Origin of the sequence: Janthinobacterium sp. HH106 (assembly GCF_001758725.1) — a bacterium.
In the GTDB taxonomy this organism is placed as follows: Bacteria; Pseudomonadota; Gammaproteobacteria; order Burkholderiales; family Burkholderiaceae_D; genus Janthinobacterium.
Genome location: NZ_LRIC01000019.1, coordinates 60,797 through 85,936 on the forward strand (window position 1 = coordinate 60,797; position 25,140 = coordinate 85,936).

Annotated in this window: 18 protein-coding genes and 1 tRNA gene; 14 read left to right on the forward strand and 5 right to left on the reverse strand. The window is 61.7% G+C overall.

Annotated elements, in window-relative coordinates; translation table 11 throughout:
- Positions 1–23 precede the first annotated feature (23 nt).
- The 3 genes from pip (at position 24) to JAB8_RS10170 (ending at position 2,031) form a co-directional block, all read left to right on the forward strand.
- On the forward strand, positions 24–980 hold the full coding sequence (gene pip, locus JAB8_RS10160) for a prolyl aminopeptidase (RefSeq protein WP_070219002.1): 957 nt from the start codon (positions 24–26) through the stop codon (positions 978–980).
- Between the two features lie 112 nt (positions 981–1,092).
- Entirely contained in the window at positions 1,093–1,533 is a 441-nt protein-coding gene (locus JAB8_RS10165; protein ID WP_070219003.1) for a DUF2721 domain-containing protein, read from the forward strand.
- Between the two features lie 42 nt (positions 1,534–1,575).
- The gene (locus JAB8_RS10170; protein WP_034752899.1) at positions 1,576–2,031 is read left to right on the forward strand and encodes a hypothetical protein; all 456 of its coding nucleotides are present in this window, start codon (positions 1,576–1,578) and stop codon (positions 2,029–2,031) included.
- A gap of 1 nt (position 2,032) precedes the next feature.
- Here JAB8_RS10170 and JAB8_RS10175 read toward each other — a convergent pair whose 3' ends face one another.
- Positions 2,033–2,614: an SRPBCC family protein gene (locus JAB8_RS10175; RefSeq protein ID WP_254679490.1), complete on the reverse strand. Its 582-nt coding sequence runs from the start codon at positions 2,612–2,614 to the stop codon at positions 2,033–2,035.
- A 159-nt stretch (positions 2,615–2,773) separates the two neighbouring features.
- Between JAB8_RS10175 and JAB8_RS10180 the strand changes: the two genes are divergently transcribed.
- Complete coding sequence (locus JAB8_RS10180; protein ID WP_070289414.1) at positions 2,774–4,819, forward strand: NADPH-dependent 2,4-dienoyl-CoA reductase; 2,046 nt, start codon at positions 2,774–2,776, stop codon at positions 4,817–4,819.
- Positions 4,820–4,899: 80 nt separating this feature from the next.
- Here JAB8_RS10180 and ybaL read toward each other — a convergent pair whose 3' ends face one another.
- The 3 genes from ybaL to JAB8_RS10195 form a co-directional block, all read right to left on the reverse strand.
- Entirely contained in the window at positions 4,900–6,609 is a 1,710-nt protein-coding gene (gene ybaL, locus JAB8_RS10185) for a YbaL family putative K(+) efflux transporter (RefSeq protein WP_070289415.1), read from the reverse strand.
- Positions 6,610–6,818: 209 nt separating this feature from the next.
- Positions 6,819–7,940: a beta-ketoacyl-ACP synthase III gene (locus JAB8_RS10190; protein ID WP_070289416.1), complete on the reverse strand. Its 1,122-nt coding sequence runs from the start codon at positions 7,938–7,940 to the stop codon at positions 6,819–6,821.
- A gap of 197 nt (positions 7,941–8,137) precedes the next feature.
- Positions 8,138–9,580: a S41 family peptidase gene (locus JAB8_RS10195; protein ID WP_070289417.1), complete on the reverse strand. Its 1,443-nt coding sequence runs from the start codon at positions 9,578–9,580 to the stop codon at positions 8,138–8,140.
- A gap of 368 nt (positions 9,581–9,948) precedes the next feature.
- Between JAB8_RS10195 and JAB8_RS10205 the strand changes: the two genes are divergently transcribed.
- The 3 genes from JAB8_RS10205 to JAB8_RS10215 all read left to right on the forward strand — a co-directional run bounded on the left by JAB8_RS10205 (position 9,949) and on the right by JAB8_RS10215 (position 14,741).
- Entirely contained in the window at positions 9,949–10,170 is a 222-nt protein-coding gene (locus tag JAB8_RS10205) for a hypothetical protein (protein ID WP_070289419.1), read from the forward strand.
- Positions 10,171–10,346: 176 nt separating this feature from the next.
- Positions 10,347–12,422, forward strand: coding sequence for a M13-type metalloendopeptidase (locus JAB8_RS10210; RefSeq protein WP_070289420.1), 2,076 nt, complete (start codon positions 10,347–10,349; stop codon positions 12,420–12,422).
- A 243-nt stretch (positions 12,423–12,665) separates the two neighbouring features.
- Positions 12,666–14,741 carry a M13-type metalloendopeptidase gene (locus tag JAB8_RS10215; RefSeq protein WP_070289421.1) on the forward strand — a complete coding sequence of 692 codons (2,076 nt, stop codon included), beginning with the start codon at positions 12,666–12,668 and terminating at the stop codon, positions 14,739–14,741.
- A gap of 306 nt (positions 14,742–15,047) precedes the next feature.
- On the opposite strand, the gene JAB8_RS10220 is transcribed toward JAB8_RS10215, so the two are convergent.
- Positions 15,048–15,611: a c-type cytochrome gene (locus JAB8_RS10220; RefSeq protein ID WP_070219012.1), complete on the reverse strand. Its 564-nt coding sequence runs from the start codon at positions 15,609–15,611 to the stop codon at positions 15,048–15,050.
- A 199-nt stretch (positions 15,612–15,810) separates the two neighbouring features.
- On the opposite strand from JAB8_RS10220, the gene JAB8_RS10225 reads away from it, so the two are divergent.
- The 7 genes from JAB8_RS10225 to JAB8_RS10255 all read left to right on the forward strand — a co-directional run bounded on the left by JAB8_RS10225 (position 15,811) and on the right by JAB8_RS10255 (position 25,137).
- Positions 15,811–15,886, forward strand: a tRNA-Arg gene (locus tag JAB8_RS10225).
- A 195-nt stretch (positions 15,887–16,081) separates the two neighbouring features.
- A complete protein-coding gene (locus JAB8_RS10230; protein ID WP_083287649.1) occupies positions 16,082–16,546 on the forward strand; it encodes a helix-turn-helix domain-containing protein in 465 nt (154 codons plus the stop codon).
- Positions 16,547–17,013: 467 nt separating this feature from the next.
- Positions 17,014–19,671: a TonB-dependent receptor gene (locus JAB8_RS10235; RefSeq protein WP_070289423.1), complete on the forward strand. Its 2,658-nt coding sequence runs from the start codon at positions 17,014–17,016 to the stop codon at positions 19,669–19,671.
- 109 nt (positions 19,672–19,780) lie between these two features.
- The gene (locus JAB8_RS10240; RefSeq protein WP_070289424.1) at positions 19,781–21,133 is read left to right on the forward strand and encodes an MFS transporter; all 1,353 of its coding nucleotides are present in this window, start codon (positions 19,781–19,783) and stop codon (positions 21,131–21,133) included.
- A 24-nt stretch (positions 21,134–21,157) separates the two neighbouring features.
- Positions 21,158–22,105: a glycoside hydrolase family 43 protein gene (locus tag JAB8_RS10245; RefSeq protein ID WP_070289425.1), complete on the forward strand. Its 948-nt coding sequence runs from the start codon at positions 21,158–21,160 to the stop codon at positions 22,103–22,105.
- Positions 22,106–22,123: 18 nt separating this feature from the next.
- Positions 22,124–23,194, forward strand: a complete 1,071-nt coding sequence (locus JAB8_RS10250; RefSeq protein ID WP_070289426.1) for an aldose epimerase family protein — start codon at positions 22,124–22,126, stop codon at positions 23,192–23,194.
- Between the two features lie 200 nt (positions 23,195–23,394).
- The gene (locus tag JAB8_RS10255) at positions 23,395–25,137 is read left to right on the forward strand and encodes an IlvD/Edd family dehydratase (protein WP_070289427.1); all 1,743 of its coding nucleotides are present in this window, start codon (positions 23,395–23,397) and stop codon (positions 25,135–25,137) included.
- Positions 25,138–25,140 lie beyond the last annotated feature (3 nt).

Genomic DNA, 25,140 nt, shown 5'->3' on the forward strand with positions numbered 1-25,140 from the left:
CGCCATTCCAAGGACCGCTCGCCATGCCCGATTCTTTGTCACCCCTGTTTCCCGCCCTGACGCCGAACCGGCACGGCATGCTGGCGGTCGATGACATCCATACCATTTATTGGGAAGAGTGCGGCAACCCCGACGGCATTCCCGTGCTGTTCCTGCATGGCGGCCCGGGCGCGGGCCTGTCGCCGCAGCACCGCCGCTTTTTTGACCCGCAGCGCTACCGCGTGATCCTGTTCGACCAGCGCGGCGCCGGCAAGTCCACGCCGCTGGGCGAATGGCGCAACAACACGACGCAGCTGCTGATCGAGGACATCGAACGCCTGCGCGCCCAATTCGGCATCGCCCAATGGCTGGTGTTTGGCGGCTCCTGGGGTTCGACCCTGGCGCTGGCATATGGCCAGGCGCATCCGGCGGCCTGTCTCGGTTTCGTGCTGCGCGGTATTTTCCTGTGCACGCAGGCGGAAATCGACTGGTTCATCGAAGGCGTGCGCTGGTTTTATCCGGAACTGTACGAGGAATTCGCCGCCCCGATTCCGCTCGAGGAGCGGGGCGACTTGCTGGCGGCTTACGTGCAACGCATCCTCAGCAGCGACCCGGCCGTGTACTGGCCGGCCGCGCGCGCCTGGAGCCGCTTCGAAGGCCGCCGCGTGTATCTGATGCCGCAGCCGGAAGACGCGCCGAACGATGCGCTGGATCTGGGCGTGGGCCGGCTCGAATCGCATTACATGGCCAATCTCGGTTTCTTCGAAGAAGACCAGCTGATCCGCAACATGGGACGCATCGCGCATTTGCCGGCCGTCATCGTGCAGGGACGCTACGACGCCATCTGCCCGCCGCTGTCGGCCTACCGCCTGCAGCAAGCCTGGCCTGGTTCCCAGCTGGAAATGATTCCCGACGCGGGCCATGGCGCGCTCGAGCACGGCATCGCTTCGGCGCTGGTGCGCGCCACCGAGCGCTTTGTGCCGGGGCGCGGCTTCGCATGACCTTGCAACATGCCGGTTGGCAAAGCGGCCAGCCGGCGTGCGCCACCTGCTACACTATGGCCTGTGCTGGCGCCAGGGTCGGGCGCCGGTGTGAACCCACGACTTTTTATCCATGAACATACAGATCGGCGACATCGGCCATATCATCCAGCTGGCGATTGCGCCGGTTTTCCTGTTGACCGGTATCGGCACCATGCTGGTGGTACTGACCAACCGCCTGGGCCGCATCATCGACCGCACGCGCGTGCTGGAAGACCGGCTCGACATCGGCTACAACGATTTCTATATGGATGAGCTAGATACCCTGTATCGGCGTACCCATCTGATCAATTATTCGATTTCGCTGAGCACGGCGTGCGGTTTCTTCGTCTGCGTCATCATCGCCATGCTGTTTTTGGGCGATATTCTGAACCTGACCCTGGACAAATACATCGCGGCCTTCTTTGTGCTGGCCGTAATTTGCCTGATCGGCTGTTTTATTTATTTACTGCGCGAAATTTACCTGGCTGCCAGGGCCCAGCGCATCCGGCGCCACATCCGCCCGCCCCGCTAGGCGGCGCGCCGGTTTACCCTACTATTGAAGAACGAGTCCAGCATGCACGATTACAAACGTCCCCCCACCCTGCACCGCTACGGCCAGCGCAGCGAACTCGAGCTGGCGCTGAGCCTGGGCCAGTTCCGCTTGGCGCCAGCGGGCAATTGTTTGACCCTGAGTTTTTCGCAAGTGTGGGACAAGCAACTGTTCGACCTGTTCGCCCCTGCCGACGCTTGTTTGATCATCCACAATACGGAAGAATTCGGCGAACGCCTGCACCGCGCCGTGCAGCGCACCTTGCCCAGCTGGGCCGGCATCGATGGCCTGGTCGAATACGGCCAGCGCGCGGCCCTGGGCGCCGCCTTCACCAAGACGCGTGCCGAAGCGCCCGAACAGGAATGGCTGTTCGCCTGGCGCTCGATGCAGCCGCAAGCGAGCCTCAACCCCGTCACCGTAAAACTGGGCAGCCTGGAAAACTTCGCGGAAATCCGCGACCGCGATACCTATCTGGCTTGATTTAACCTGCCTTTTCCGCGTACTGGCTGTCGATGCGGGTGAGTACGGCCGCCATCATGCGTTCGATATCGCCGCGTATCATGGTCGTGCCCAGCATGCCGGGCACATAGAAGCCCGGCATCAGCCGGCTGGAAAAGACGATGCGCGTGCCGCCCGTCTCGGGCACGGGATACAGATTCCAGCGCGATTCGTAATGCCGCATGTCGCCCGAGATCAGGGCGATGTCGATGGCCGTCAACGGCGTTTCCGTGGCCCGCACCACCAGGTGGATCGCATGGTTCATGAACAGGAAGCGCGCCATGCCCTGCTGCTCGATGATGACTTCATTGCCGTTGCGCGACAGCACGCGGCAGGAACTGAGGTCGGGCACGAATTCGCTCATGCGCTCGTAAGTGGTCAGGGTCTTCCACACGGAGGCCGGCGGCGCCTGCACGCTGCCGCTGGCATCGACTTCATACATGCGCTGCCCGTCGACCTCGATGCGCTTGACCTCGACCTTCAGCTTGTCCAGGCGTATGGCCTGTGCCGGCGCGGTAGCGGGGACGGCGCACAGCATCAACAGGCAGAGGAAGAGTCGCTTCATGCCACCTAGCCTACGGGAAAGTACCGCCCGGCACAAGCTGTACGCACCGCCGTCGGGCGCGCGGGGCGATTTAGAACTCCCGGTCTAGAGAAAGTCGCTGCGGCGAGCGGCAATGCTTGCTACCGTACGGCCTGCAACCACCTTACCGGACCGATCACCATGACTGCCTACCCCCATCTGCTGGCCCCGCTCGACCTGGGTTTTACCACCTTGCGCAACCGCGTCATCATGGGGTCCATGCACACGGGCCTGGAAGACCGTTTTTATCATTATGGCAAGCTTGCCGCGTTTTACCGCGAACGGGCACGCGGCGGCGTGGGGCTGATCGTCACGGGCGGCATCTCGCCGAACCGGCAAGGCTGGCTGCTGCCGTTCGGCGGCACCTTGAACTTCCTCGGCGACGTGCCCAACCACCGCAAGGTCACGCGCGCCGTGCACGAGGAGGGCGGCAAGATCGTCATGCAGATTCTGCACGCGGGCCGCTATGGTTATCAACCGTTCGTCGTCTCGGCATCGGCCAAGAAATCGCCGATCTCGCCGTTCCGCCCCCGTCCCCTCACGGAACGGGGCATCGAGCGCACCATCTGCGACTACGTGCGCTGCGCGCGCCTGGCGCAAAAGGCCGGCTACGACGGCATCGAAGTGATGGGCAGCGAGGGCTATTTATTGAACCAGTTCCTGTGCGCGCGCACGAATCTGCGCCAGGACCGCTGGGGCGGCACGATCGAGAACCGCATGCGCCTGCCCGTGGAGATCGTGCGCCGCATCCGCGCCGCCGTCGGCCCCAACTTCATCATCATGTACCGGCATTCCTTGCTCGACCTGGTCGAGGGCGGCAATACCTGGGACGACGTGGTGACGGTGGCCAAGGCGCTGGAACAGGCGGGCGTGACCATTCTGAATACGGGTTTCGGCTGGCATGAGGCGAGGGTGCCCACCATCGTCACCTCGGTGCCGCGCGCCGCGTTTGCCAGCGTGGCGGGCCGGCTGCGCCGCGAAGTGACGATTCCCGTGGTGGCGTCGAACCGCATCAACATGCCGCACGAGGCCAATGCCATCCTGGAGCGGGGTGACTGCGACCTGGTGTCGATGGCGCGCCCCTTCCTGGCCGACCCTGACTTTGTCGCCAAGGCGGCAGCGGGCCGCGCGGACGAGATCAACACCTGCATCGGCTGCAACCAGGCCTGTCTCGACCACACCTTTGCCAACAAGCGCGCCAGCTGCCTGGTCAACCCGCGCGCCTGCCATGAAACGGAACTTGTGTACGCGAAAAAAGCCGTGCCGCGCCGCGTGGCCGTCGTCGGCGCCGGGCCGGCCGGCTTGTCGGCCGCCACCGTGGCCGCCGAATGCGGGCACGAGGTGACCCTGTTCGACAGCAGCGACAGCGTGGGCGGCCAGTTCAAGGTGGCCATGCAGATACCGGGCAAGGAAGAGTTTACGGAAACCATCCGCTATTTTGCCCGCCGCATCGCCTTGTCGACTATCAAGCTGCGCCTGGGCCAGCGCGTCACGCGCGAGCAATTGCTGGCCGGCGGTTATGACGACGTCATCATCGCCACCGGCATCAAGGTGCGCCTGCCGGCCATTCCCGGCATCGACCATCCGACAGTGCTGTCCTACCTGGATGTGCTGCAAGCCAAGAAGCCCGTGGGCGCGCGCGTGGCCATCATCGGCGCGGGCGGCATCGGTTTCGACGTGGGAGAGTATTTGCTGCACGACCCGGCGCACCCGCTGCCGCAGCCCGTATCGACCTGGGCGGGCGAGTGGGGCGTGGACTTGAACGCGGCGACGGGCGGCGGCCTGGTGCCGCCCGTGGCGCCCCATCCCGTGCGGCAAATCTTTCTGTTGCAGCGCAAGACGTCGAAAGTGGGCGCGGGGCTGGGCAAGACCTCGGGCTGGGTGCACCGCGCGGCGCTGGCGCGCAACGGCGTGGCCATGCTGGCCGGCGTCACCTACGACAAGATCGACGGGCAAGGCTTGCACATCACCGTCGGCGGCGAGCAGCGCCTGCTGGCGGTGGATAACGTCATCATCTGCGCGGGTCAGGACAGCCTGACGGAACTCATGCCGCCAGTCGACAAGGATGGCAAGCCGCTGCTCGCGGGCGGTCCCCGTTTCCACAAGATCGGCGGCGCCGCGCTGGCGGCGGAGCTCGACGCCAAGCGGGCGATACGGGAAGGGGCGGAGCTGGCGGCACGTTTGTAACCCTGAAAAAAAACCGGGGTCGGACCCTCAGGGTCCGACCCCGGCATTTGCATGGGTCACAGATTCGGCATCAAAGAGCCTTAATGGCCATGCCCCTTGCTGGCCGTCTCAAAACTCTGCAGCACGTGCTCGGCCATGCCATTGGCCAGTTCGTGCTCGCCGATAAACACCTTGCCCGCGTTTTCCGCGCGCAGCAATTCCGCCTCTTCCTCGCTGTGCGTGCGCACCACCGTCAGGATGTGCGGGTTCAGCGCGCGCGCCGTCTCGATCATAGCGCGCACGTGGAAGGTGTCCGGCGTGGCGATGACGAGCATGGTGGCGTGCGTGATGTGCGCCTGGATCAGTACGGCCGGTTCGCCCGCATTGCCGGCCACGGCCGGGATGCCCTGCTTGCGCAGCTGATCGACGATTTCGCGGTTTTCCTCTGCCACGACAAAGTGGATGCCCCGTTCCATCAGGGCGGCGGCGATGCGCCGGCCCACGCGGCCGTAGCCGACCAGCACGATCTGGCCCGACAGCTTTTCCTGCGGCACCGTCATCGGCAGCTCGGCCAGCGGGTCCGTGGTGCGTTCGAACTTGCGCGCGAAATCGCTGTTGCCGATCACGCGCAGCAGCGGCTTGGCCATGCTGAAGACGAGCGGGTTGAGGGCGATCGACAGGATGGCGCCGGCCAGGATCAGGCTTTGCCCTTCCTGCGGCATCAGGCCCAGCGACAGGCCCAGGGCGGCCAGGATGAACGAGAATTCGCCGATCTGCGCCAGGCTGGCCGAGACGATGATGGCCGTCTTCGGCGGATAGCGCAGGGCCATCACCAGCAGGAAGGCGGCGATCGACTTGCCGAAGATAATGATGGCGCACACGGCCAGCACTTGCAGGGGCTTGTCGATGAGGATGGTCGGCTCGAACAGCATGCCGACGGACACGAAGAACAGCACGGCGAACGCGTCGCGCAAGGGCAGGGACTCTTCCGCGGCGCGGTGACTGAGTTCCGATTCGCGCAGCACCATGCCGGCGAAGAAGGCGCCCAGCGCGAACGATACGCCGAACAGTTTGGTCGAGGCGTAGGCGATGCCGACGGCGGCGGCGATCACGCACAGGGTGAACAGTTCGCGCGAACCGGTGCGCGCCACTTGCCATAGAATCCACGGGAACAGCTTGCGGCCCACGACCAGCATGAAGATGATGAAGCCGGCTACTTGCCCCAGGGTAATGGCCAGGGTTTGCCACAGGCTGACGGCCTCGGCATCGGGCGCGACCTTGCCACCCAGCACACTGGCGAACGCCGGCAGCAGCACGAGGACCAATACGGTGACCAGATCTTCCACCACCAGCCAGCCGACGGCGATGCGGCCATTGAGCGAGTCAAGGATGCCCCGTTCTTCCAGCGCGCGCAGCAGCACCACGGTACTGGCCACGGACAGGGCCAGGCCAAAGATCAGGCCGCCACCGAGGGTCCAGCCCCACCAGTGGGCCAGGCCCATGCCCATCGCCGTGGCGACGCCGATCTGCAGGATGGCGCCAGGCAGCGCGATCTTGCGCACGTCCCACAAATCTTCGATGGAAAAGTGCAGGCCGACACCGAACATCATCAGCATCACCCCGATTTCCGCCAATTGTCCCGCTATTTCCGCATCCGCCACAAAACCGGGCGTGGCCGGTCCGATGATGATGCCGGCGGCCAGATAGCCGACCAGTGCCGGCAGTTTCAGGCGCGCGGCGATGAAGCCGAAGATGAGGCCGAACCCGAGGGCGGCGGCGATGGTGGTGATCAGGCTGATGTCATGGGGCATGCGTGTGGGGTTCCTTATGGGGACGTGCGGGTAGAAAAAGATGTTGCTCAGCGGCCAAGTATAAACGCATCAAAGCCCTTGCCGGAATGTTCCTGCGGCTTTATCGCAAAAAACCTGTGCTATATCTTCGTCCAGGTGGCCACGAACGCATGCCTATCCGTCACGAACATCGCCTAATTCAGCAATCAGGCGATGTTACACCCATGCGCTCAGAGCTTGCGCACGACCACGCAGCCGATGGAATAGCCGGCGCCGAACGAGCAGATGACGCCGGTGCTGCCTGCCGCCATGTCATCCTGATATTTATGGAAGGCGATGATGGAACCGGCCGACGAGGTGTTGGCGTAGGTGTCGAGGATCACGGGCGCTTCGTTCTCTTGCGCGTCGCGGCCCAGGATCAGGCGCGCGATCAGCAGGTTCATGTTCAGGTTGGCCTGGTGCAGCCAGTAGCGGGAGACTTGCGCCACTTCCACGCCGGCCTTGGCCAGGGTCGCCTTGATCATCTCGGCCGCCATCGGGCACACTTCCTTGAAGACCTTGCGCCCTTGCTGGCGGAACAATTTGTCGGCCTTGCCCACGCCGGACTCGTCAAAACGGTTGAGGAAGCCGAAATTGTTGCGGATGGCGTTAGAGAAGCGCGTTTTCAGTTCCGTGCCGATGATCTCGAACTGGTGCTGCGAGACGGCCGTGTCTTTCGCTTCGACGATGATGGCGGTGCAGGCGTCGCCGAAAATGAAATGGCTGTCGCGGTCGCGCCAGTTCAGGTGGCCGCTGGTGATTTCCGGATTCAAGACCAGCACGGCGCGCGCCTGGCCGCTTTGCACGGCGGCCACGGCTTGCTGGATGCCGAAGGTGGCGGACGAGCACGCCACGTTCATGTCAAAACCATAGCCATCGATGCCGAGCGCATCCTGCACTTCCACGGCCATGGCGGGGTAGGCGCGCTGCATATTGCTGCACGCTACCAGCACCATGTCGATGTCGGCCGGCGTACGGCCGGCGCGCGCCAGGGCGTCTTTGGCGGCGGCGACGGCCATTTCCGCCTGCAAGGACAGTTCGTCATCGCCCCGTTCCGCAATGCGCGACACCATGCGCGCCGGGTCGAGGATGCCTTCCTTTTCCATCACGAAGCGCGACTTGATGCCGGACGCCTTTTCGATGAAGGCCACGCTCGACAGCTCCAGCGCCGTCACCTCGCCCGCGGCGATCGCGCCGGCGTTGTCGGCATTGAACTTTTCCGCATAGGCATTGAAGCAGGTGACCAGCTCTTCGTTGGAGATCGAAAAGGGCGGCGTGTACAGTCCGGTACCGCTGATGACGACTTGTTTCATGGTTAAACTTTCAAATTTGGCAATCGGCGCGGCGCCGATAAGTGAAGCAAATTTTACACAAACGGGCTCGACTGTAGAGAGTTTCGTGTTGCGAGGCAGGAGGATGGGTGGCGGAAGATTGATTTTTGTCGCGTGGACGGGTGCTGGGGGTATTGCGTGTGATGGGGTCAGACCCGGCGGGTCTGACCCCAAACTGCCTACTTTTTCTGTTCTTTCTTGACGTCGGCCTGCACCACCACCGGTTCGGCCTTGGCCAGCTGCACGGGCAAGCCCTTCAGGTGGTTCAGCGCCTGGTGCAATTGAAAATCGTCCTGGCTGCCAAATTCCAGCGGCTTGCGGGTCTTTTCCAGGGCGATGATGCGCAATTGCTCTTCCATCTCGTCGTTGACGGGCGCCGCCTTGGCACTTTCTTGGTCGCGGTCGTTGCTCAGGTGCTTGGTCAGGTCCGCTTCGCGGATGCGCAAGCCGTTCAAGCCGTCGCCGTCCGCATTCTCATCGACCAGCAGGTCGGGCACGATGCCCTTGGCCTGGATCGAGCGGCCGTTCGGCGTGTAGTAGCGGGCAGTCGTCAGCTTGACGGCCGTGTCGGCCGTCAGCTGGCGGATGGTTTGCACGGAACCCTTGCCGAAGGTTTGCGTGCCGATGATGGTGGCGCGCTTGTAATCCTGCAGGGCGCCGGCGACGATTTCCGAGGCCGAGGCCGACCCCGTGTTGACGAGCACCACCAGCGGTACTTTCTTGATGGCGGCCGGCAATTTCGCCAGCGCGTCGCCTTCCGAGCGGAAGGTATAGTATTCGGCGCGGCCGTAGAACACCTGTTTCGAGTCCGGCAACTGGCCGTTGGTCGAGACGATGGCCGCGTCCTTCGGCAGGAAGGCGGCCGAGACGCCGATGGCGCCCTGCAGCACGCCGCCCGGATCGTTGCGCAGGTCCAGCACCATGCCCTTGATGTTCGGGTCTTGCTGGTATAGCGCTGTGATCTGCGCGGCCATGTCGTCGACGGTCGGTTCCTGGAATTGCGATACGCGCAGCCAGGCGTAGCCGGGTTCGACCATCTTCGCCTTCACGCTCTTTTGATGGATTTCCTCGCGCGTGATGGTGAACGCCAGCGGCTGCGGTTCATCCTTGCGAGCAATGGTCAGCGACACCTTGGTGCCCGGTTCGCCGCGCATGCGCTTGACGTTGTCGTCCAGGCTGACGCCTTTCACGGGCTGGCCATCGAGGCGGGTGATCAAATCGCCGGCCTTGATACCGGCGCGGTAGGCGGGCGAATCCTCGATGGGCGAGACGATCCTGATGTAGCCGTCTTCGCTCAGGCCGATTTCGATGCCCAGGCCGACGAACTTGCCTTCGGAGCCTTCGCGCAGCTCGGCGTAGGCTTTCTTGTCCAGGTAGGCGGAATGGGGGTCGAGCGAGGCGACCATGCCGGCAATGGCGTCTTCCAGCAGTTTCTTGTCTTCCACCGGCTCGACGTAATCGGACTTGATCAGGCCAAACACGTCGGCCAGCTGGCGCAGCTCTTCCAGCGGCAGGGGCGGCTCGACGGTTTTTTGCGCCATGGCGGAAAATTGCAGCGACACGGCGACGCCGGCCACCACGCCCAGGCCGATCAAGCCGGTATTTTTGAGTTTGCCCATCATTGCACCTTTGCAGCTAGCGTGTCTTGCACAAGCGTCAGTCCCCGTGGAGCGGCGCTTTGTTGAAAGTATAGACCTGAATCTCTGCCGGCGTGGGCCGGCCGCGGAAAAAGCATGCCTTGGCCCAGTCTACGCGCGAAAACGGGGCTGTCAGCTTGCCATATGTTGCGGTTTTGTATGCGATGTATAGGGGGGTCTTGAGGGGAGTAAGCATTTGTAAGAGTCGAAAAAAAGCGTGTGCGGCGGCCCTATAGTGGACTCGCATTCTCGACCCGAAGTGGTTTTGCCTGCGTCCGCGGACGCAGGCTTTTTTTTGTCGGCGGGTTCAAGCTCATTTAGACTAGCGCTTCCTCCTTGGCAGCGGATAAAAAATGTTAACTGATTTGCAGGCACGTGCCGCGCTCACAGCGCTGATTGAAAAGTATCTGCGGGGGCGGGATCCCGATGCCGGCCTGCTGATCGACATCGTTCAGGATCCGTCACGGCAAGTGCCGATTCGGGGTGTGCTCGAAGATATCGGACAGTTCAACGACACGCAGTTCACGCAACAGGAGCGGGCGCTGATCGACGACTTGCTGTATCTGTATGGATAAACGTGTGAATATACCTTGAGCCTGGCCGAACTGAGCGGCGATTCCCGGGCAGTTCCCGGGGCAAGGATGGTCAAATGGCATGGCCGCGTGCTACATTCCCGTAGCGCCCGGCGCGACGGGCTATCCGCCCGCAGCTATCTGCCCGGTCTTTTTGACATGCCCCATAAGGACAATTCGTGAATCGCTATCTCTTAAGCAGTCTGACCCTGACCCTGTTGGCTGCGTTTGCCCATGCCGCCGAACCCGTATCCGCCGTGGCCGCGCCGACCGTAGCTCCGAGCGCCGCGCCTGCCGCCGCCGGCGTCGTTTCCGGCATCGATGTGCAATACATCGACCCCGCCGTGCGCGTGCAGGATGACTTCTTCACCCATTTGAACGGCAAGTGGCTGGCCACGACCGAGATTCCTGCCGACAAATCGAGCTGGGGTTCGTTCGCCAAGCTGCGCGACGACACGACGCCGCAGTTGCGCGGCATCATCGAGTCCACGCAACAGGACAAGAACAAGAAGGCCGGTTCCGAAGCGCAGAAGATTGCCGACCTGTACGCCAGCTACATGGATGAAGCCAAGCTCGAAGCGCTGGGCACGAAGCCGCTGGCCGGCGAACTGAACCGCATCCGCTCGCTGCGCGACAAGAAGGGCGTGCCCGCCCTGATCGCCCACCTGAGCCAGACGGGCGTGTCGACCCCGTACGCCGTCTACGTGGGCCAGGATGCGCGTGCCTCGACCAAATATGCGGCTTACGTGAGCCAAAGCGGCCTGGGCATGCCCGACCGCGACTATTACCTGGAAGCCAAGCAGGCGGGCGTGAAGGAAAAATACCAGGCGCACGTGGAAAAAATGCTGGCCATGGCGGGCGACAAGAACGCCGCCGCCCGCGCCAAGGCCGTCGTTGCCCTGGAAACGGCTCTGGCCGAAGTGCAATGGACCAAGGTCGAGAACCGCGACCCCGTCAAACGCTACAACAAGACCGACATCAATAAACTGAACGACCTGACCCCGGGCTACGACCTGAAGTCGGGCCTGGCCGCCCTGGGCATCGCCAACAAGGTCGATTACGTCATCGTCAACCAGCCGAGCTACCTGGCCGGCTACGACAAGGTGCTGGCCGCCACCGACCTGGACACCCTGAAAGCGTATTTCGAATGGCAGTTGCTGCGCAGCTATGCCAGCTACCTGTCGAAAAACTTCGTCGACGAGAGCTTTGCCTTCTACGGCACGGTACTGAGCGGCGTGACGGAAAACCAGCCGCGCTGGAAGCGTGGCGTGGGCGCCGTCGAAGGCGTGCTGGGTGAAGCCGTCGGTAAGCTGTATGTGGCGCAATATTTCCCGGCCGAGCGCAAGGCGCACATGCAGGAACTGGTGAAAAACGTGCTGGCCGCCTACAAGGACAGCATCGACACCCTGGACTGGATGAGCCCGGAGACCAAGAAAGAAGCGCAAGCCAAGCTGGCCAAGTTCACGCCGAAGATCGCCTATCCCAACAAATGGCGCGATTACACGAAGCTGCAAATCGTCCAGGGCGACCTGGTGGGCAACATGATGCGCGCCGCCAACTTCGGTTCCGCGCGCCAGGTGGCCAAGCTCGGCAAACCGATCGACCGCGAAGAGTGGGGCATGACGCCGCAAACGGTGAACGCCTATTACAGCTCGACGATGAATGAAATCGTCTTCCCCGCCTCCATCCTGCAGCCGCCGTTTTTTGACGCCAACGCGGACGATGCCGTCAACTATGGCGCCATCGGCGCCGTCATCGGTCATGAAATCAGCCACGGTTTCGACGACAAGGGCAGCCAGTCTGATGGCGACGGCAACCTGCGCGACTGGTGGACCCCGGCCGACCGCAAGAACTTCGCCGCCAAGGCCGACGCGCTGACCAAGCAGTACGATGGTTACAGCCCATTGCCGGGCTATCACGTCAACGGCGCGCTGACCCTGGGCGAAAACATCGCCGACAACTCGGGCGTGGCGATCGCCTATAAAGCGTACAAGATCTCGCTGGGCGGCAAGCCGGCGCCTGTGCTGGACGGCCTGACGGGCGACCAGCGCTTCTACATGGGCTTTGGCCAGGTGTGGCGCAGCAAGATGCGCGAAGCGCAGCAGATCGTGCAGATCAAGACCGACCCCCATTCGCCAGGCCAGTACCGCGCGAACGGCACCATGGTCAACCAGCCTGGCTTCTATGAAGCGTTTGGCGTGAAACCGGGCGACAAAATGTATGTCGCCCCGGAAAACCGCGTGATCATCTGGTAAGTGTCATCCGACATACCGATGGCGCTCACCATGTTGTCGGCTTACGCCCGCCGGGTTAAGCCGACCTACGTCATGTAAACGTTATCTTGTCACAACAAAAGAGACCACCGCGCGTGGTCTCTTTTGTATTTCTGTCAAAGTTCTTTCTGTCATTTCGGCCGGTATGCTACAGTCAAAAACCGGGCCAGAAGCCTAGGGCCTTCTGACCCTTATATTTCACACAATACAATATAGAGGACAACCGTGAATCGTTATTTGTTAAGTGCATTGACCTTGAGTTTGCTGGCTGGCGTGTCCGGCATGGCTGGCGCCGCTGATTCTGCCAAGAAAGCCGCCGCCGCTCCCGCCACGGCCGCCGCATCGGCCGCGCTGACCTCCGGCATCGCCATCGAATACGTCGACCCTGCCGTGCGCGCGCAGGACGATTTGTTCCAGTACCTGAACGGCAAATGGCTGGCGGAAACCGTGATTCCTGCTGACAAGTCGAGCTGGGGCAGCTTTGCCAAGCTGGCCGACGATACGCAAACGCAGCTGCGCGGCATCGTCGAAGGCGCTGCCGCCGACAAGGCCCGCGCGGCCGGTTCGAATGCGCAGAAAATCGGTGATTTCTATAACAGCTTCATGGATGAAGCCAAGCTGGAAAGCCTGGGCCTGACGCCCTTGAACGCGGAACTGGCGAAGATCGCCGCGCTGCAGGACAAGGCGGAGTTGCCTGCCGTGATCGCCCACTTCAGCAAGCTGGGCGTGACCTCGCCGTACGACTTCGGCATCCACCAGGACGCCAAGGATTCCACCAAATACGTGGCGGACATCGTGCAAAGCGGCCTGGGCCTGCCTGACCGCGATTACTACCTGGAAGAGGGCAAGGCCGATACGCGCGCCAAATACCTGGCCCACGTGGAAAAAATGCTCAGTTTGGCCGGCGACGCGAACGCTGCCGCGAATGCGAAAGCCATCCTCGCGCTGGAAACGGAGCTGGCCAAGGCGCAATGGAGCAATGTGCAGAACCGTGATCCCGTCAAGACCTACAACAAGGTGGAGCTGGCGAAACTGGCCGCCGTGGCGCCAGGCTACGACTGGGCTCGCTACCTGAAGGACACGGGCATCGCCGGCAAGGTCAATTATGTGATCGTCAGCCAGCCCAGCTACCTGAAAGGTTTTGCCGAGATCGCCAACAAGACGCCGCTGGAAACGTGGAAAGCCTATTTCCAGTGGCACTTGCTGCACGCTAACGCCGGTTACCTGCCGAAAGCGTATGTCGATGAAAACTTCGCGTTCTATGGCACCACCCTGACGGGCGTGACGGAAATGCGCCCGCGCTGGAAACGCGGCGTGGGCGCCGTCGAAGGCGCGCTGGGCGAAGCCGTGGGCCAGCTGTACGTCGAGCAGTATTTCCCGGCCGAGCGCAAGGTGCGCATGGAAGCGCTGGTGAAAAACCTGATGACGGCCTACAAGCAAAGCATCGACAAGCTCGACTGGATGAGCCCTGTCACCAAGAAACAGGCGCAAATCAAGCTGGCCAAGTTCACCACCAAGATCGGCTACCCGAACAAATGGCGCGATTACTCGGGCCTGACGGTGGCGCCCGATGATTTGATCGGCAACATCCAGCGTTCGCACCTGCTCAATTACAACCGCGAATTGAACAAGCTGGGTCAGCCTATCGACCGCGACGAGTGGGGCATGACGCCGCAGACCGTGAACGCCTATTACAACCCGGAACTGAACGAAATCGTCTTCCCGGCTGCCATCCTGCAAGCGCCGTTCTTCGACGCCAAGGCGGACGACGCCGTCAACTACGGCGCCATCGGCGGCGTGATCGGCCATGAAATCAGCCACGGCTTCGACGACCAGGGCGCCCAGTACGACGGCGACGGCAATCTGCGCGACTGGTGGACCAAGGCCGACCATAAAAACTTCGCCAAGAAGACCAAGCAGCTGGTGGCGCAGTACAACAGCTTCAGTCCGGTGAAAGGCCACTTCGTCAACGGCGAGCTGACCCTGGGCGAGAACATCGCCGACAATTCCGGCGTGGCAATTGCCTACAAAGCGTACAAATTGTCGCTGAACGGCAAGCAAGCCCCCGTCATCGACGGTTTCACGGGCGAACAGCGCTTCTACGCGGGCTTTGCCCAGGTATGGCGCATGAAGATGCGTGAAGCGCAGCAACTGGTCTTGTTGAAAACGGACCCGCATTCGCCAGGCCAGTTCCGCGCCAACGGCACCATGCGCAACCAGCCAGGTTTCTATCAAGCCTTCGACGTGAAACCGGGCGACAAGATGTATCTGCCGCCGAAAGACCGCGTCATCATGTGGTAAGACGCTAAGTAATCCTCGGGAAATTAGTGTGAATTATGACGAATAGAACCGGATGCTATGCAAGGCGCTCACTGCGACGCAGTGCGAGTACTGCTAGCGGCGAGCAAGCCTCGTCGGCCACCTTGCAGAGCGCCGGTTATAGAAGTCAGAAATCACAATAATTTATTGGGGGTTACTTAGTTCAAGGCATAAGTTGCCAGCCGCCCCGCGCAAGCCGGGCGGCTTTTTTACGGCCTGATGTAACGCAACGCCGGGCGAAAAAAAACCGCCCTTGCGGGCGGTTCCTCGATACGGGTGCTGCGCTGCTTACTTGGCAGGCTCGGCGGCTGGTGCGCTGGCGCCGTCAGCGGCTGCGGCCGGTGCCGGCACTTCCGGTTCCTTGAACTTGCCGCCCGACGCGTTGGCGATATAGACCACGGCGCGCGCCACTTCCACATCGTCGAGGTCGGGATTGCCGCCCTTGGCCGGCATCGCGCGCAAGCCTTCGATCGCGTGTTTCAGGACCGTATCGTAGCCCTGGGCCAGGCGGGCCGACCAGCTGCCCGCATCGCCAAATTTCGGTGCACCGGCCACGCCGGCGCCATGGCAGGCCACGCAGGTGGCCGTGTAGACGGCTTCGCCGCTTTGCAGCACTTTCGGGCCGCTGGCATCCTTGAAGGTAAAGCCTTCATTGGCCACCGGGCTCAAGCGGGCATCGATGGCTTCCGGCGACTGGCTGTCCGTGCCGGCGCCCGTCAGTTTTTGCGCCGTGACGAACTGCACCAGCAGGATGATGCCGATGACGGTGACGAGGAAGAAGCCCGCTACGGCGGCAAGCAATTGTTTAGGCGTTTTGATCGCTGATTGTTGTTCGTTATGTGCGTCGCTCATGATGTCCTTAGTCCAGATTTGAAACTGATGGCCGTGTAAGGTAGCATTTTTACATGCTTGTATGTAAACCTTTATGAAACCCACAATTATAGGCACAAAAATTGAGCAGTGACATGCAATTGCCGACGATACGACAGTTTCCGTAGACGTAGGTAAAGAAAAACGGTATCCTTCGCATCACTTCAGAAATTCCCCCTACGCGGCTGTAGCTCAGTGGATAGAGTATTGGCCTCCGAAGCCAAGGGTCGTGGGTTCGATCCCCGCCAGCCGCACCAAGATTTTCCTCATCGTTTCCAGATCATTTCTCCACCATGTCGCGGTTGATGGCACTGGCTTTCTGTCGGCCTGTATCTGTTCGCCTTGCCGTTAAAACGTCGTGTCGTACTTGTCCTTGCACAAATTGTTATACTAATTTGGTTGCGTTTATTGCGTTTGCTTCGTAAGCTTCAATGGAAAGTAGGGAGGATGCCATGTCGAATGTGCTTGATCGTCTGGACAATAAAGAAGACCTGGAACTGGCGAAGGCGGCGCAGCGCTGCCTGGTGAGTGCGCTTGATCATTCTCGTGCCGTGCAGATTGCGGTTCTGGAAGAGGGCGCGCAGGACTTGGGTGATGCACCCTTGCTGCGTTTGCCGCCGAATGTGTTGCGCCTGTTTGCCGACGTCTTAGGTACCTTGGCCCAAGGTAAAGCCGTGACGGTCATGCCGAAGGAGCATGACGTGACGACACAGGAAGCGGCCATGTACCTGAATATGTCACGTCCCTACCTGGTGCGCCTGCTTGAGGCAGGGAAGATTCCCCATCATAAGGTGGGTACGCACAGGCGGCTGCGCTTTGAGGATGTGGTGCAGTACAAGGATGAGCGCAAACGGCGTTCGCAACAGGCCTTGCAGGCCTTGGCAGATCAGGCGCAGGAGCTTGAACTGGGGTACTGATGGCTGGATACTACCGTTACACTGCCGTCCTCGATGCCTGTGTGTTGTATCCGGCCCCCTTGCGCGATCTATTGAATCTCTCATATCCGCTACCGAATTGATTGCCACTTACGAAGCGCAAGGTTTGCCGCAGCTGGGCAAGTTGCTGTATTCCGCGGTCGCCTTGCTCTAGCGCCTGCTTCAGCAACCGGGCAAGAGTCGCTCCCCCGCTTGAAAGACATGCCTCCGTTGTCCTGGAGCGTGTACTGCCGTTTTTTTAGGCATGATCACGCCTGAAATGTCCCTGACGCCCCTGCCGTTGTCGCTTCACACCCTCCAAAGCCCCTCCACCGCCGATATCGAAATTGATATCAAAACAGTGGAAAAATTGATTGGAGAGATTATCGCCCAGCCCCTAAGATAAACGCCGAGCATGCGCACGACATGCAAGCAGCATAAAAAAATATCAATACAATATCTGGAGATTCATGATGCGCAACGCCACCGGCCCGCTCGCGGCCACTTTCCCTCGTCCATTCATGTTGAAGGCAGCCGTCGCGGCATTGGCCGGCATCGGCTTGCTGAGCACGGCTTCGGTCTGGGCGCAGGAGGCGGTGGCGGCCGATGCCAGTGCCGAGCCTGCCGCGGAAGTGGCGGTCGTGACCGTCAGCGGCGTGCGCCGCTCGGCGCAGAACTCGCAGCAGATCAAGATGCGCTCGGACCAGGTCATCGATTCCATCGTCGCCGACGACATCGGCAAATTCCCCGATAACAATGTGGCCGAGACCCTGGCGCGCATTTCCGGCATCCAGATCCGCCGCGATTCGGGCGAGGCGAGCGCGGTCATGATCCGCGGCTTGCGCGATGTCACGACCCTGCTCAACGGCCGCGAACTGTTCACCACCACGGGCCGCTACGTCAACCTGGCGGACATTCCTGCCACCATGCTGCAGCGCGTCGACGTGTACAAGTCGCAGGGCGCCGACCAGGTCGAGGGCGGCGTGGCCGGCATCATCGACGTGCGTACGAACCGCCCGTTCGACTTCAAGGATTTCACGGCCAGCGTCAACACGCGCGCCGTCTACAGCGACAAATCGAAAGCCACGGACCCGAACATCAGCGGCATGGTGGCGAACCGCTGGAAGACGGGCATCGGCGAAGTGGGTGCGCTGCTGGGTCTGTCGCAGCAGCAGCATCGTTATCACGAGGAACGCGCGTTCAGTACGGCGCCTGTGGATAAAAGTTTCCTGTCGCCGGGCTTGACGGGGCCGGACCAGGTGGGTTTGTTGCCGATCAAGGGTGACCGCCGCCGCACGACCGCCAATGCCGTGTTGCAATGGCGTCCGAACGCCGACGTCGAACTGTATGCCGAAGGCATGGCCACGCGCTTCCTGCTCGACGCCGAGTCCGATTACTTTGTCGGCTTGCCGTGGTGGGGCACGCCCGTGTCGGCGACCAAGATTCCTGGCACCAACCAGCTGCAAACCCTGACCTCGACCAACGTCAACACCATCATGTCGACGCAGGCGAACAAGAACCAGACGAAGACGCAGCAGTTTGCCGTGGGCGGCTTGTGGGATATCAACCCGGAATGGCGTTTCACGTCGGAAGTGGCCAGCACCAAAAGCACTTATGCGTGGCGCAATCCGATTCTCGACGCCATCACCGTCGTGCCGAACGCCACCATCAATACCAACCAGAACGGCACCCTGCACGTCGATTACACGGGCATCGATCTGCAAGACCCGTCGAACTACTATCTGAAGGGCTTTTTCGACCGTTACGGCAAGGACCAGGGCAGCTCGAACGATGTGCGCGCCGACCTGGCGTACACGCCGAGCGCCGGCGGCATTTTCAAGGAAATCAGCGTCGGCGTGCGCGGCGTCAAGCGCGAAGCGGAATCGATCAAGAGTTTCGAGGGCAATGCGGAAGCACCGGACGTGTCCGGCGCCGCGTTTCCGTTCAGCCGCCAGAGCGTGACCTCGATTCCGGGTCTCAATTGCCTGTCGGAACCGATGTCCGGCGGCGGCCCCGATTATGGCTTGAAGCAATGGTACACGCCGTGCGCCAGCTTCCTGCTCAATAACACGGGTACGATCCGCCAGGCCGTCACGGGCAGCAGCGCGGCGCGCGCCATGGACCCGGGCTCATTCTTCAAGGATACGGAAAAGACGTATTCGATCTATACCAAGGCGAAGGTCGCCTTCAAGCTGGGTGCCTACCCCGTCGATGGCACCGTGGGCGTGCGCGTCGTGCGCACGGAGCAAAGCCTGCAAGGCAACAGTTCGCAGGATGGCGTCTACACGCCCGTCATCAGCGACACGGCCAGCACCGACGTGCTGCCGAGCGTGGCCCTGAAAATCAAGCTGCGCTCCGACCTGGTCGGCCGCTTCGCTGCGGGCCGCACCATCAGCCGTCCCGGCTTTGCACAGCTGAACCCGGGCGTGGCCCTCGTCAACTCGACGGAAACGGTGAAGGCGACGGGGGCGGGCGGCAATCCGAACTTGAAACCGGTGACGGGCGACAATGTCGATGCGGCCTTGGAATGGTATTTCGCGCCGGCCGGTTCCGTCACGGCCACCGTGTTCCACCACAAGTTCGACGGCTATATCCAGCAACGCATTGCCAGCGAAACCATCGGCGGCAAGGCCTACGACGTGGACCGCCCGTACAACACGGCCGCCGGCAAGCTGCAAGGCCTGGAAATCGGCTACCAGCAGTTTTATGACGGCTTGCCCGGTATCCTGAGCGGCCTGGGCCTGCAGGCGAACGGCACCTACATGAGCGGCACCACCGACGACGAGACGGGCAGCCATGCCATCACGGGCGTGTCGCGCTATGCCTACAACCTGGTGCTGCTGTACGAAAAGGATGCCTGGTCGGGCCGCCTGGCCTACAACTGGCGCTCGAAATTCATCGACAGCTACAACCAGGGCGGTCCCGGCCTGGACTTGAAAGTGGCGCCGACGGCCCAGCTCGACGGTTCGCTGTCGTACAAGATCAACGAGCAGTTCACCGTGACTCTCGATGGCAATAACTTGCTCGACACCAAGTTCAAGGATTACTGGAACGAGCCGGGCGTGTATGCGCGCGATACGCGCCGCTATGACCGCACGGTAGGGTTATCGCTGCGCTGGAAAATGTAAGTTGATCGCACAGTAAAAAATCAAGGGCGTTGCCATGGTTTCGGCCGGCAACGCCCCTGTCAGTTGGGCAGTCACGCACGATTCATCATCAAAAGAATGGACGGAAAGCATGGAGACGCAAAAATTATCCACCGTTGAAAAGGTCGGCTTCGGCGCCGGCGACATGGCGCTCAATGTCGTCATCTCGTCGATGATGCTGATCATCACCTTTTTCTATACCGATATCTATGGCTTGAAAACCACGGATCTTGCCCTGCTGTTCGTGGCCGTGAAAGTCATCGGCGCCATCGCCGACCTGGTCATGGGCCAGATCACCGACCGCTACAGCTTTGCCTCGGGCCGTTACCGCCCGTATCTGCTGTGGCTGGCCGTGCCGTACGGCGTCAGCGTCTTCTTCGTCTTCAGCACGCCCGAGTGGCAGTATGACGCCAAGCTGATCTGGGCATACTCGACGTATATCCTGATGACCATCATGACGGCCGGCGTGGGCATCCCGTATATTTCCCTGATCAGCGGCCTGACCAGCGACCCGCAGGACCGCCTGTCGGCCAACGGCTACCGCCTGTTCTTCGCCAAGATCGGCGCCTTCATGGTGACCATCGTCGTGCCTATCCTGTCGCAGCGCTGGGGCGGCGGCAATCCGGCCGTCGGCTATCAGGCGGCCATGGCCGTGATGGCCGTCATGGGCGTGGCCCTGTTCCTGTTCTGCTATTTCTCCACCACCGAGCGCGTCGTGCACGTGGTGGAAAAGCAATCGCTGCTCGACCAATTGAAAGTGCTGCTGCAGAACGACCAGTGGCTGGTGCTGTGCGGCGTGTGCGTCACGGGCACCATCGGCTACGTGGTGCGCGGTTCCGTCGCCATTTATTACGCGAAATACTATCTGGGTGGCGGGACGGAAACCGTGGCCGCTTTCCTCACGACGGGCGTGGTGGCCGCCATCCTGGCCATGATCGCCTCGACCTGGATCACCAAGTTTTACTGCAAGGTAAAGCTGTTCCGCTACACGCAGATCGGCGTCGCACTGATCAGCCTGGCCATCTATTTCTTTGTGAAACCGAGCGACACCGTGCTGGCCTTCGCCCTGTATTTCCTGCTCTCCTTTGTCGTGGACTTGCACGCGCCCGTGTTCTGGTCGGCCATCGCGGAAACCATCGATTACGGTCAAGTCAAGACGGGCAAGCGCGTCTCGGGCTTCGCCTTTGGCGGCATCTCCGTCTGCCAGAAGGCGGGCATGGCGGTGGCGGGCGGCCTGGTGGGCGTGCTGCTCGCGTATTTCGACTACCAGCCCAACCATGAGCAAACGCAATTCGCCCTGAACGGCATCGCCCTGATGCTGTCGATCATCCCCGGCTTCTTCCACCTGTTGATGGGCTTGCTGATGTTCAAGTACCGCATCAGCGACAGCTATTACACGGGCGTGAAAACCGAAATGCACAAGCGCGGCTACGTGGCTGCGTAAGAATAATTGAATGGAGCAAGCAACATGGCAGACGTCTTGAAACCGCTGATCGAACAGCGCGCCGACCCGCATATCTACCGCCACAGCGACGGCTATTATTACTTTACGGCCTCCGTGCCCCAGTACGACCGCATCGAACTGCGCCGCGCCGACAGCATCGCGGGCCTGGCCGACGCGCAAACGGTCGACGTGTGGCACAAGCCGGACACGGGGCCGTACAGCGAACTGGTGTGGGCGCCCGAGCTGCATTTCAACCAGGGCGCCTGGTATGTGTATTTCGCCGCCGCGCCGAGCCGCGAAATCAAACATAAACTGTTCCAGCACCGCATGTATGCGATCCGCAATGCCAACGCCAACCCCCTGGAAGGCGAGTGGGAATTCATGGGCCAGATCGACACGGGCATCGACACCTTCTGCCTGGACGCCACCACGTTCGAGCACGACGGCGTGCTGTACTACCTGTGGGCGCAGAAGGATGTCGCGATCGAGGGCAACTCGAACCTGTACATCGCACCGATGGCCACGCCGTGGCAGTTGGCCGGCCCGCCCGTCATGCTGAGCAAGCCGGAATTCGACTGGGAAATCCGCGGCTTCTGGGTCAACGAGGGACCATCCGTGCTGAAACGCCATGGCAAGATCTTCATCAGCTATTCGGCCAGCGCCACCGATGAAAACTATGCGATGGGTCTGCTGTGGGCTGACGAGTCCGCCGACTTGCTCGACCCGTTTTCCTGGACCAAGTCGCCTGATCCCGTGTTTGCCACCTGCTACGAGCACGGCATCTATGGCCCCGGCCACAACAGCTTTACCACGGCCGCTGATGGCGATGGCGTGTTGCTGGTGTACCATGCCCGCACGTACACGGAAATCGTCGGCGACCCGTTGTGGAACCCGGATCGCCACACCTTTGTCAAGCCGCTGCGCTGGGATGCGCAAGGCATGCCCGTGTTTGGCCGCTCATCGACCCTGTAACGTTCCGGACCCGACGCCATGACCCCAGTTGATTCTGTTTCAGTGACGCAAGCGCCGTTCGGCATCCTGCCCGATGGCCAACAAGTGACGGCCTTTACCCTGACGAACCGCCAGGGCATGCAGGTGAAAGTGCTCGACTTTGGCGCCATCATCAGCGAAATCCACGTGCCTGACCGCGACGGCACGTTTGCCGACGTGGTGCTCGGATTCGATCGCCTCGAACCGTATTTGCACAACAGCGCTTTCCTGGGCGCCGTCATCGGCCGTTACGGCAACCGCATCGCGGCGGGCCGTTTCAGTCTCGACGGCAAGGAATACCAGCTGGCCGTGAATAACCCGCCCAATCACTTGCATGGCGGCAATCAGGGCTTTCACCAGGTCATGTGGCAGGCCGCGCCATTCACGAAGGACGATGCCGTGGGCATCACGTTCACGCGCAGCAGTCCTGACGGCGAAGATGGCTACCCGGGCAAGCTCGACGTCACCTTGACCTATGCACTGGACAACGACAATGCGCTGAGCCTGCGCTACCACGCTGTCACGGACCAGGCCACGCCCGTCAACTTGACCAACCACAGCTATTTCAATCTGGCGGGGCAGGGCACTATCCTCGGCCACGCGCTGTCCATTAACGCGGACCGCTACCTGCCCGTCGATGCGGGGTCTATCCCCACGGGGGAACTGGCGGACGTGGCCGGCACGCCGTTCGACTTGCGCCAGAGTACCGTCATCGGCGACAGCATCGCCTTGCCGCATGAGCAGCTGCGCATCGGCCGCGGCTTTGACCATAACTTTGTGCTAAATCAAAAGCCGGGGCAGTTGCTGAACCTGGCCGCCAGCGTGCGCGAGCCGCAATCGGGGCGGGTGATGCAGGTGTACACGCAGGAGCCGGGCATCCAGTTTTATTCCGGTAACTTCCTCGACGGCAGCCAGCACGGCAAGCAGGGCCCCATCCTTTACCGCGGCGCGCTGTGCCTGGAAACCCAGCATTTCCCGGATTCACCGAACCAGGCGCATTTCCCGAACACCATTTTGCGCCCGGGCGAGGTGTATCAGACGGAAACGGTCTATCGGTTTTCCGCAGAATAATCGTCGCAGACCCCAAAAACCTTCCACGCCCTGCCGCCATGCGCCCGCAGGGCGTTTTCATTGGGGCATGCCGATATCGTTTTCGATATCGGAACGCATTAAAAATTGATTGGAAAGGCATGGCAGGATTCTTTAGTATTCCAACATCGCTGCCCGGGCCGACGACATTAGATCCGGCATGGCACAACCAGGAGAATGGCATGTCTGAGACAAAAAAGAAGGTAGCCCTGCGCTCGGCCGAGTGGTTCGGCTCGCAGGACAAGAACGGCTTCATGTACCGCAGCTGGATGAAAAACCAGGGCATACCTGACCACGAATTTCACGGCAAGCCCATCATCGGCATCTGCAATACCTGGTCCGAACTGACGCCCTGCAACGCGCATTTCCGCCAGCTGGCCGAACACGTCAAGCGCGGCATCCTGGAAGCGGGCGGTTTCCCCGTGGAATTCCCCGTCTTCTCGAACGGCGAATCGAATCTGCGCCCGACAGCCATGCTGACGCGCAACCTGGCCTCGATGGACGTGGAAGAATCGATCCGCGGCAATCCGATGGACGCCGTCGTGCTGCTGGTCGGCTGCGACAAGACGACACCGGCATTGCTGATGGGCGCGGCCAGCGTCGACATTCCCACCATCGTCGTCAGCGGCGGCCCCATGCTGAACGGCAAACTCAATGGCAAGGACATCGGTTCCGGCACGGCCGTATGGCAGCTGCACGAGCAGATGAAGGCGGGATCGATCACCTTGCACCAGTTCATGTCGGCCGAATCGGGCATGTCGCGCTCGGCCGGTACCTGCAACACCATGGGCACGGCTTCGACGATGGCCAGCATGGCCGAAGCGCTGGGCACGTCCTTGCCGCACAACGCGGCCATCCCAGCCGTCGATTCGCGCCGCTACGTGCTGGCGCACATGTCGGGCATCCGCATCGTTGAAATGGTGCACGAAGACCTGCGCCTGTCGAAAGTGCTGACGCGCGAGGCATTTGAAAACGCCATCAAGGTCAACGCGGCCATCGGCGGCTCGACCAATGCCGTGATCCACCTGAAGGCGATTGCCGGCCGGATCGGCGTGCCTTTGGAACTGGAAGACTGGACGAAAACGGGCCGCGGCACGCCGACCATCGTCGACTTGCTGCCGTCGGGCCGTTTCCTGATGGAAGAGTTTTACTACGCGGGCGGCTTGCCGGCCGTCATACGCCGCCTGGGCGAGGGCGATTTGCTGCCGCACAAGAATGCCTTGACCGTCAACGGCAAGTCGATCTGGGACAACTGCGTCGAAGCGCCGATCTACAACGATGAAGTCGTGCGCACCCTGGACAACCCGTTGCTGGCCGATGGCGGCATCTGCGTGCTGCGCGGCAACCTGGCGCCACGCGGCGCCGTGCTGAAACCGTCGGCCGCCTCGCCGCATTTGATGCAGCACCGGGGCAAGGCTGTCGTGTTCGAGGATTTCGAGCACTATAAATCGCGCATCCTCGATCCGGACCTCGACGTCGACGCGAACTCCGTGCTGGTGATGAAAAATTGCGGCCCGAAAGGTTATCCGGGCATGGCGGAAGTGGGCAATATGGGCTTGCCGCCGAAACTGCTGGCGCAAGGCATCACCGACATGGTGCGCATTTCGGATGCGCGCATGAGCGGCACGGCCTACGGCACCGTCGTGCTGCACGTGGCGCCGGAAGCCATGGCGGGCGGCCCGCTGGGCATTGTGCGCGACGGCGACATGATCGCCCTCGATTGCCACGCCGGCAGCCTGAACATCGACATCAGCGACGCGGAAATCGCCGAGCGCCTGGCGGCCCGCGAGCTGGGCAGCGCGCCCGGACCGAAGAGCGGCTACCAGCAGCTGTACATCGAACACGTGTTGCAGGCCGATGAAGGCTGCGATTTCGACTTCCTGGTCGGCAATCGCGGTTCCGCCGTGCCGCGCCACTCACATTAAGCG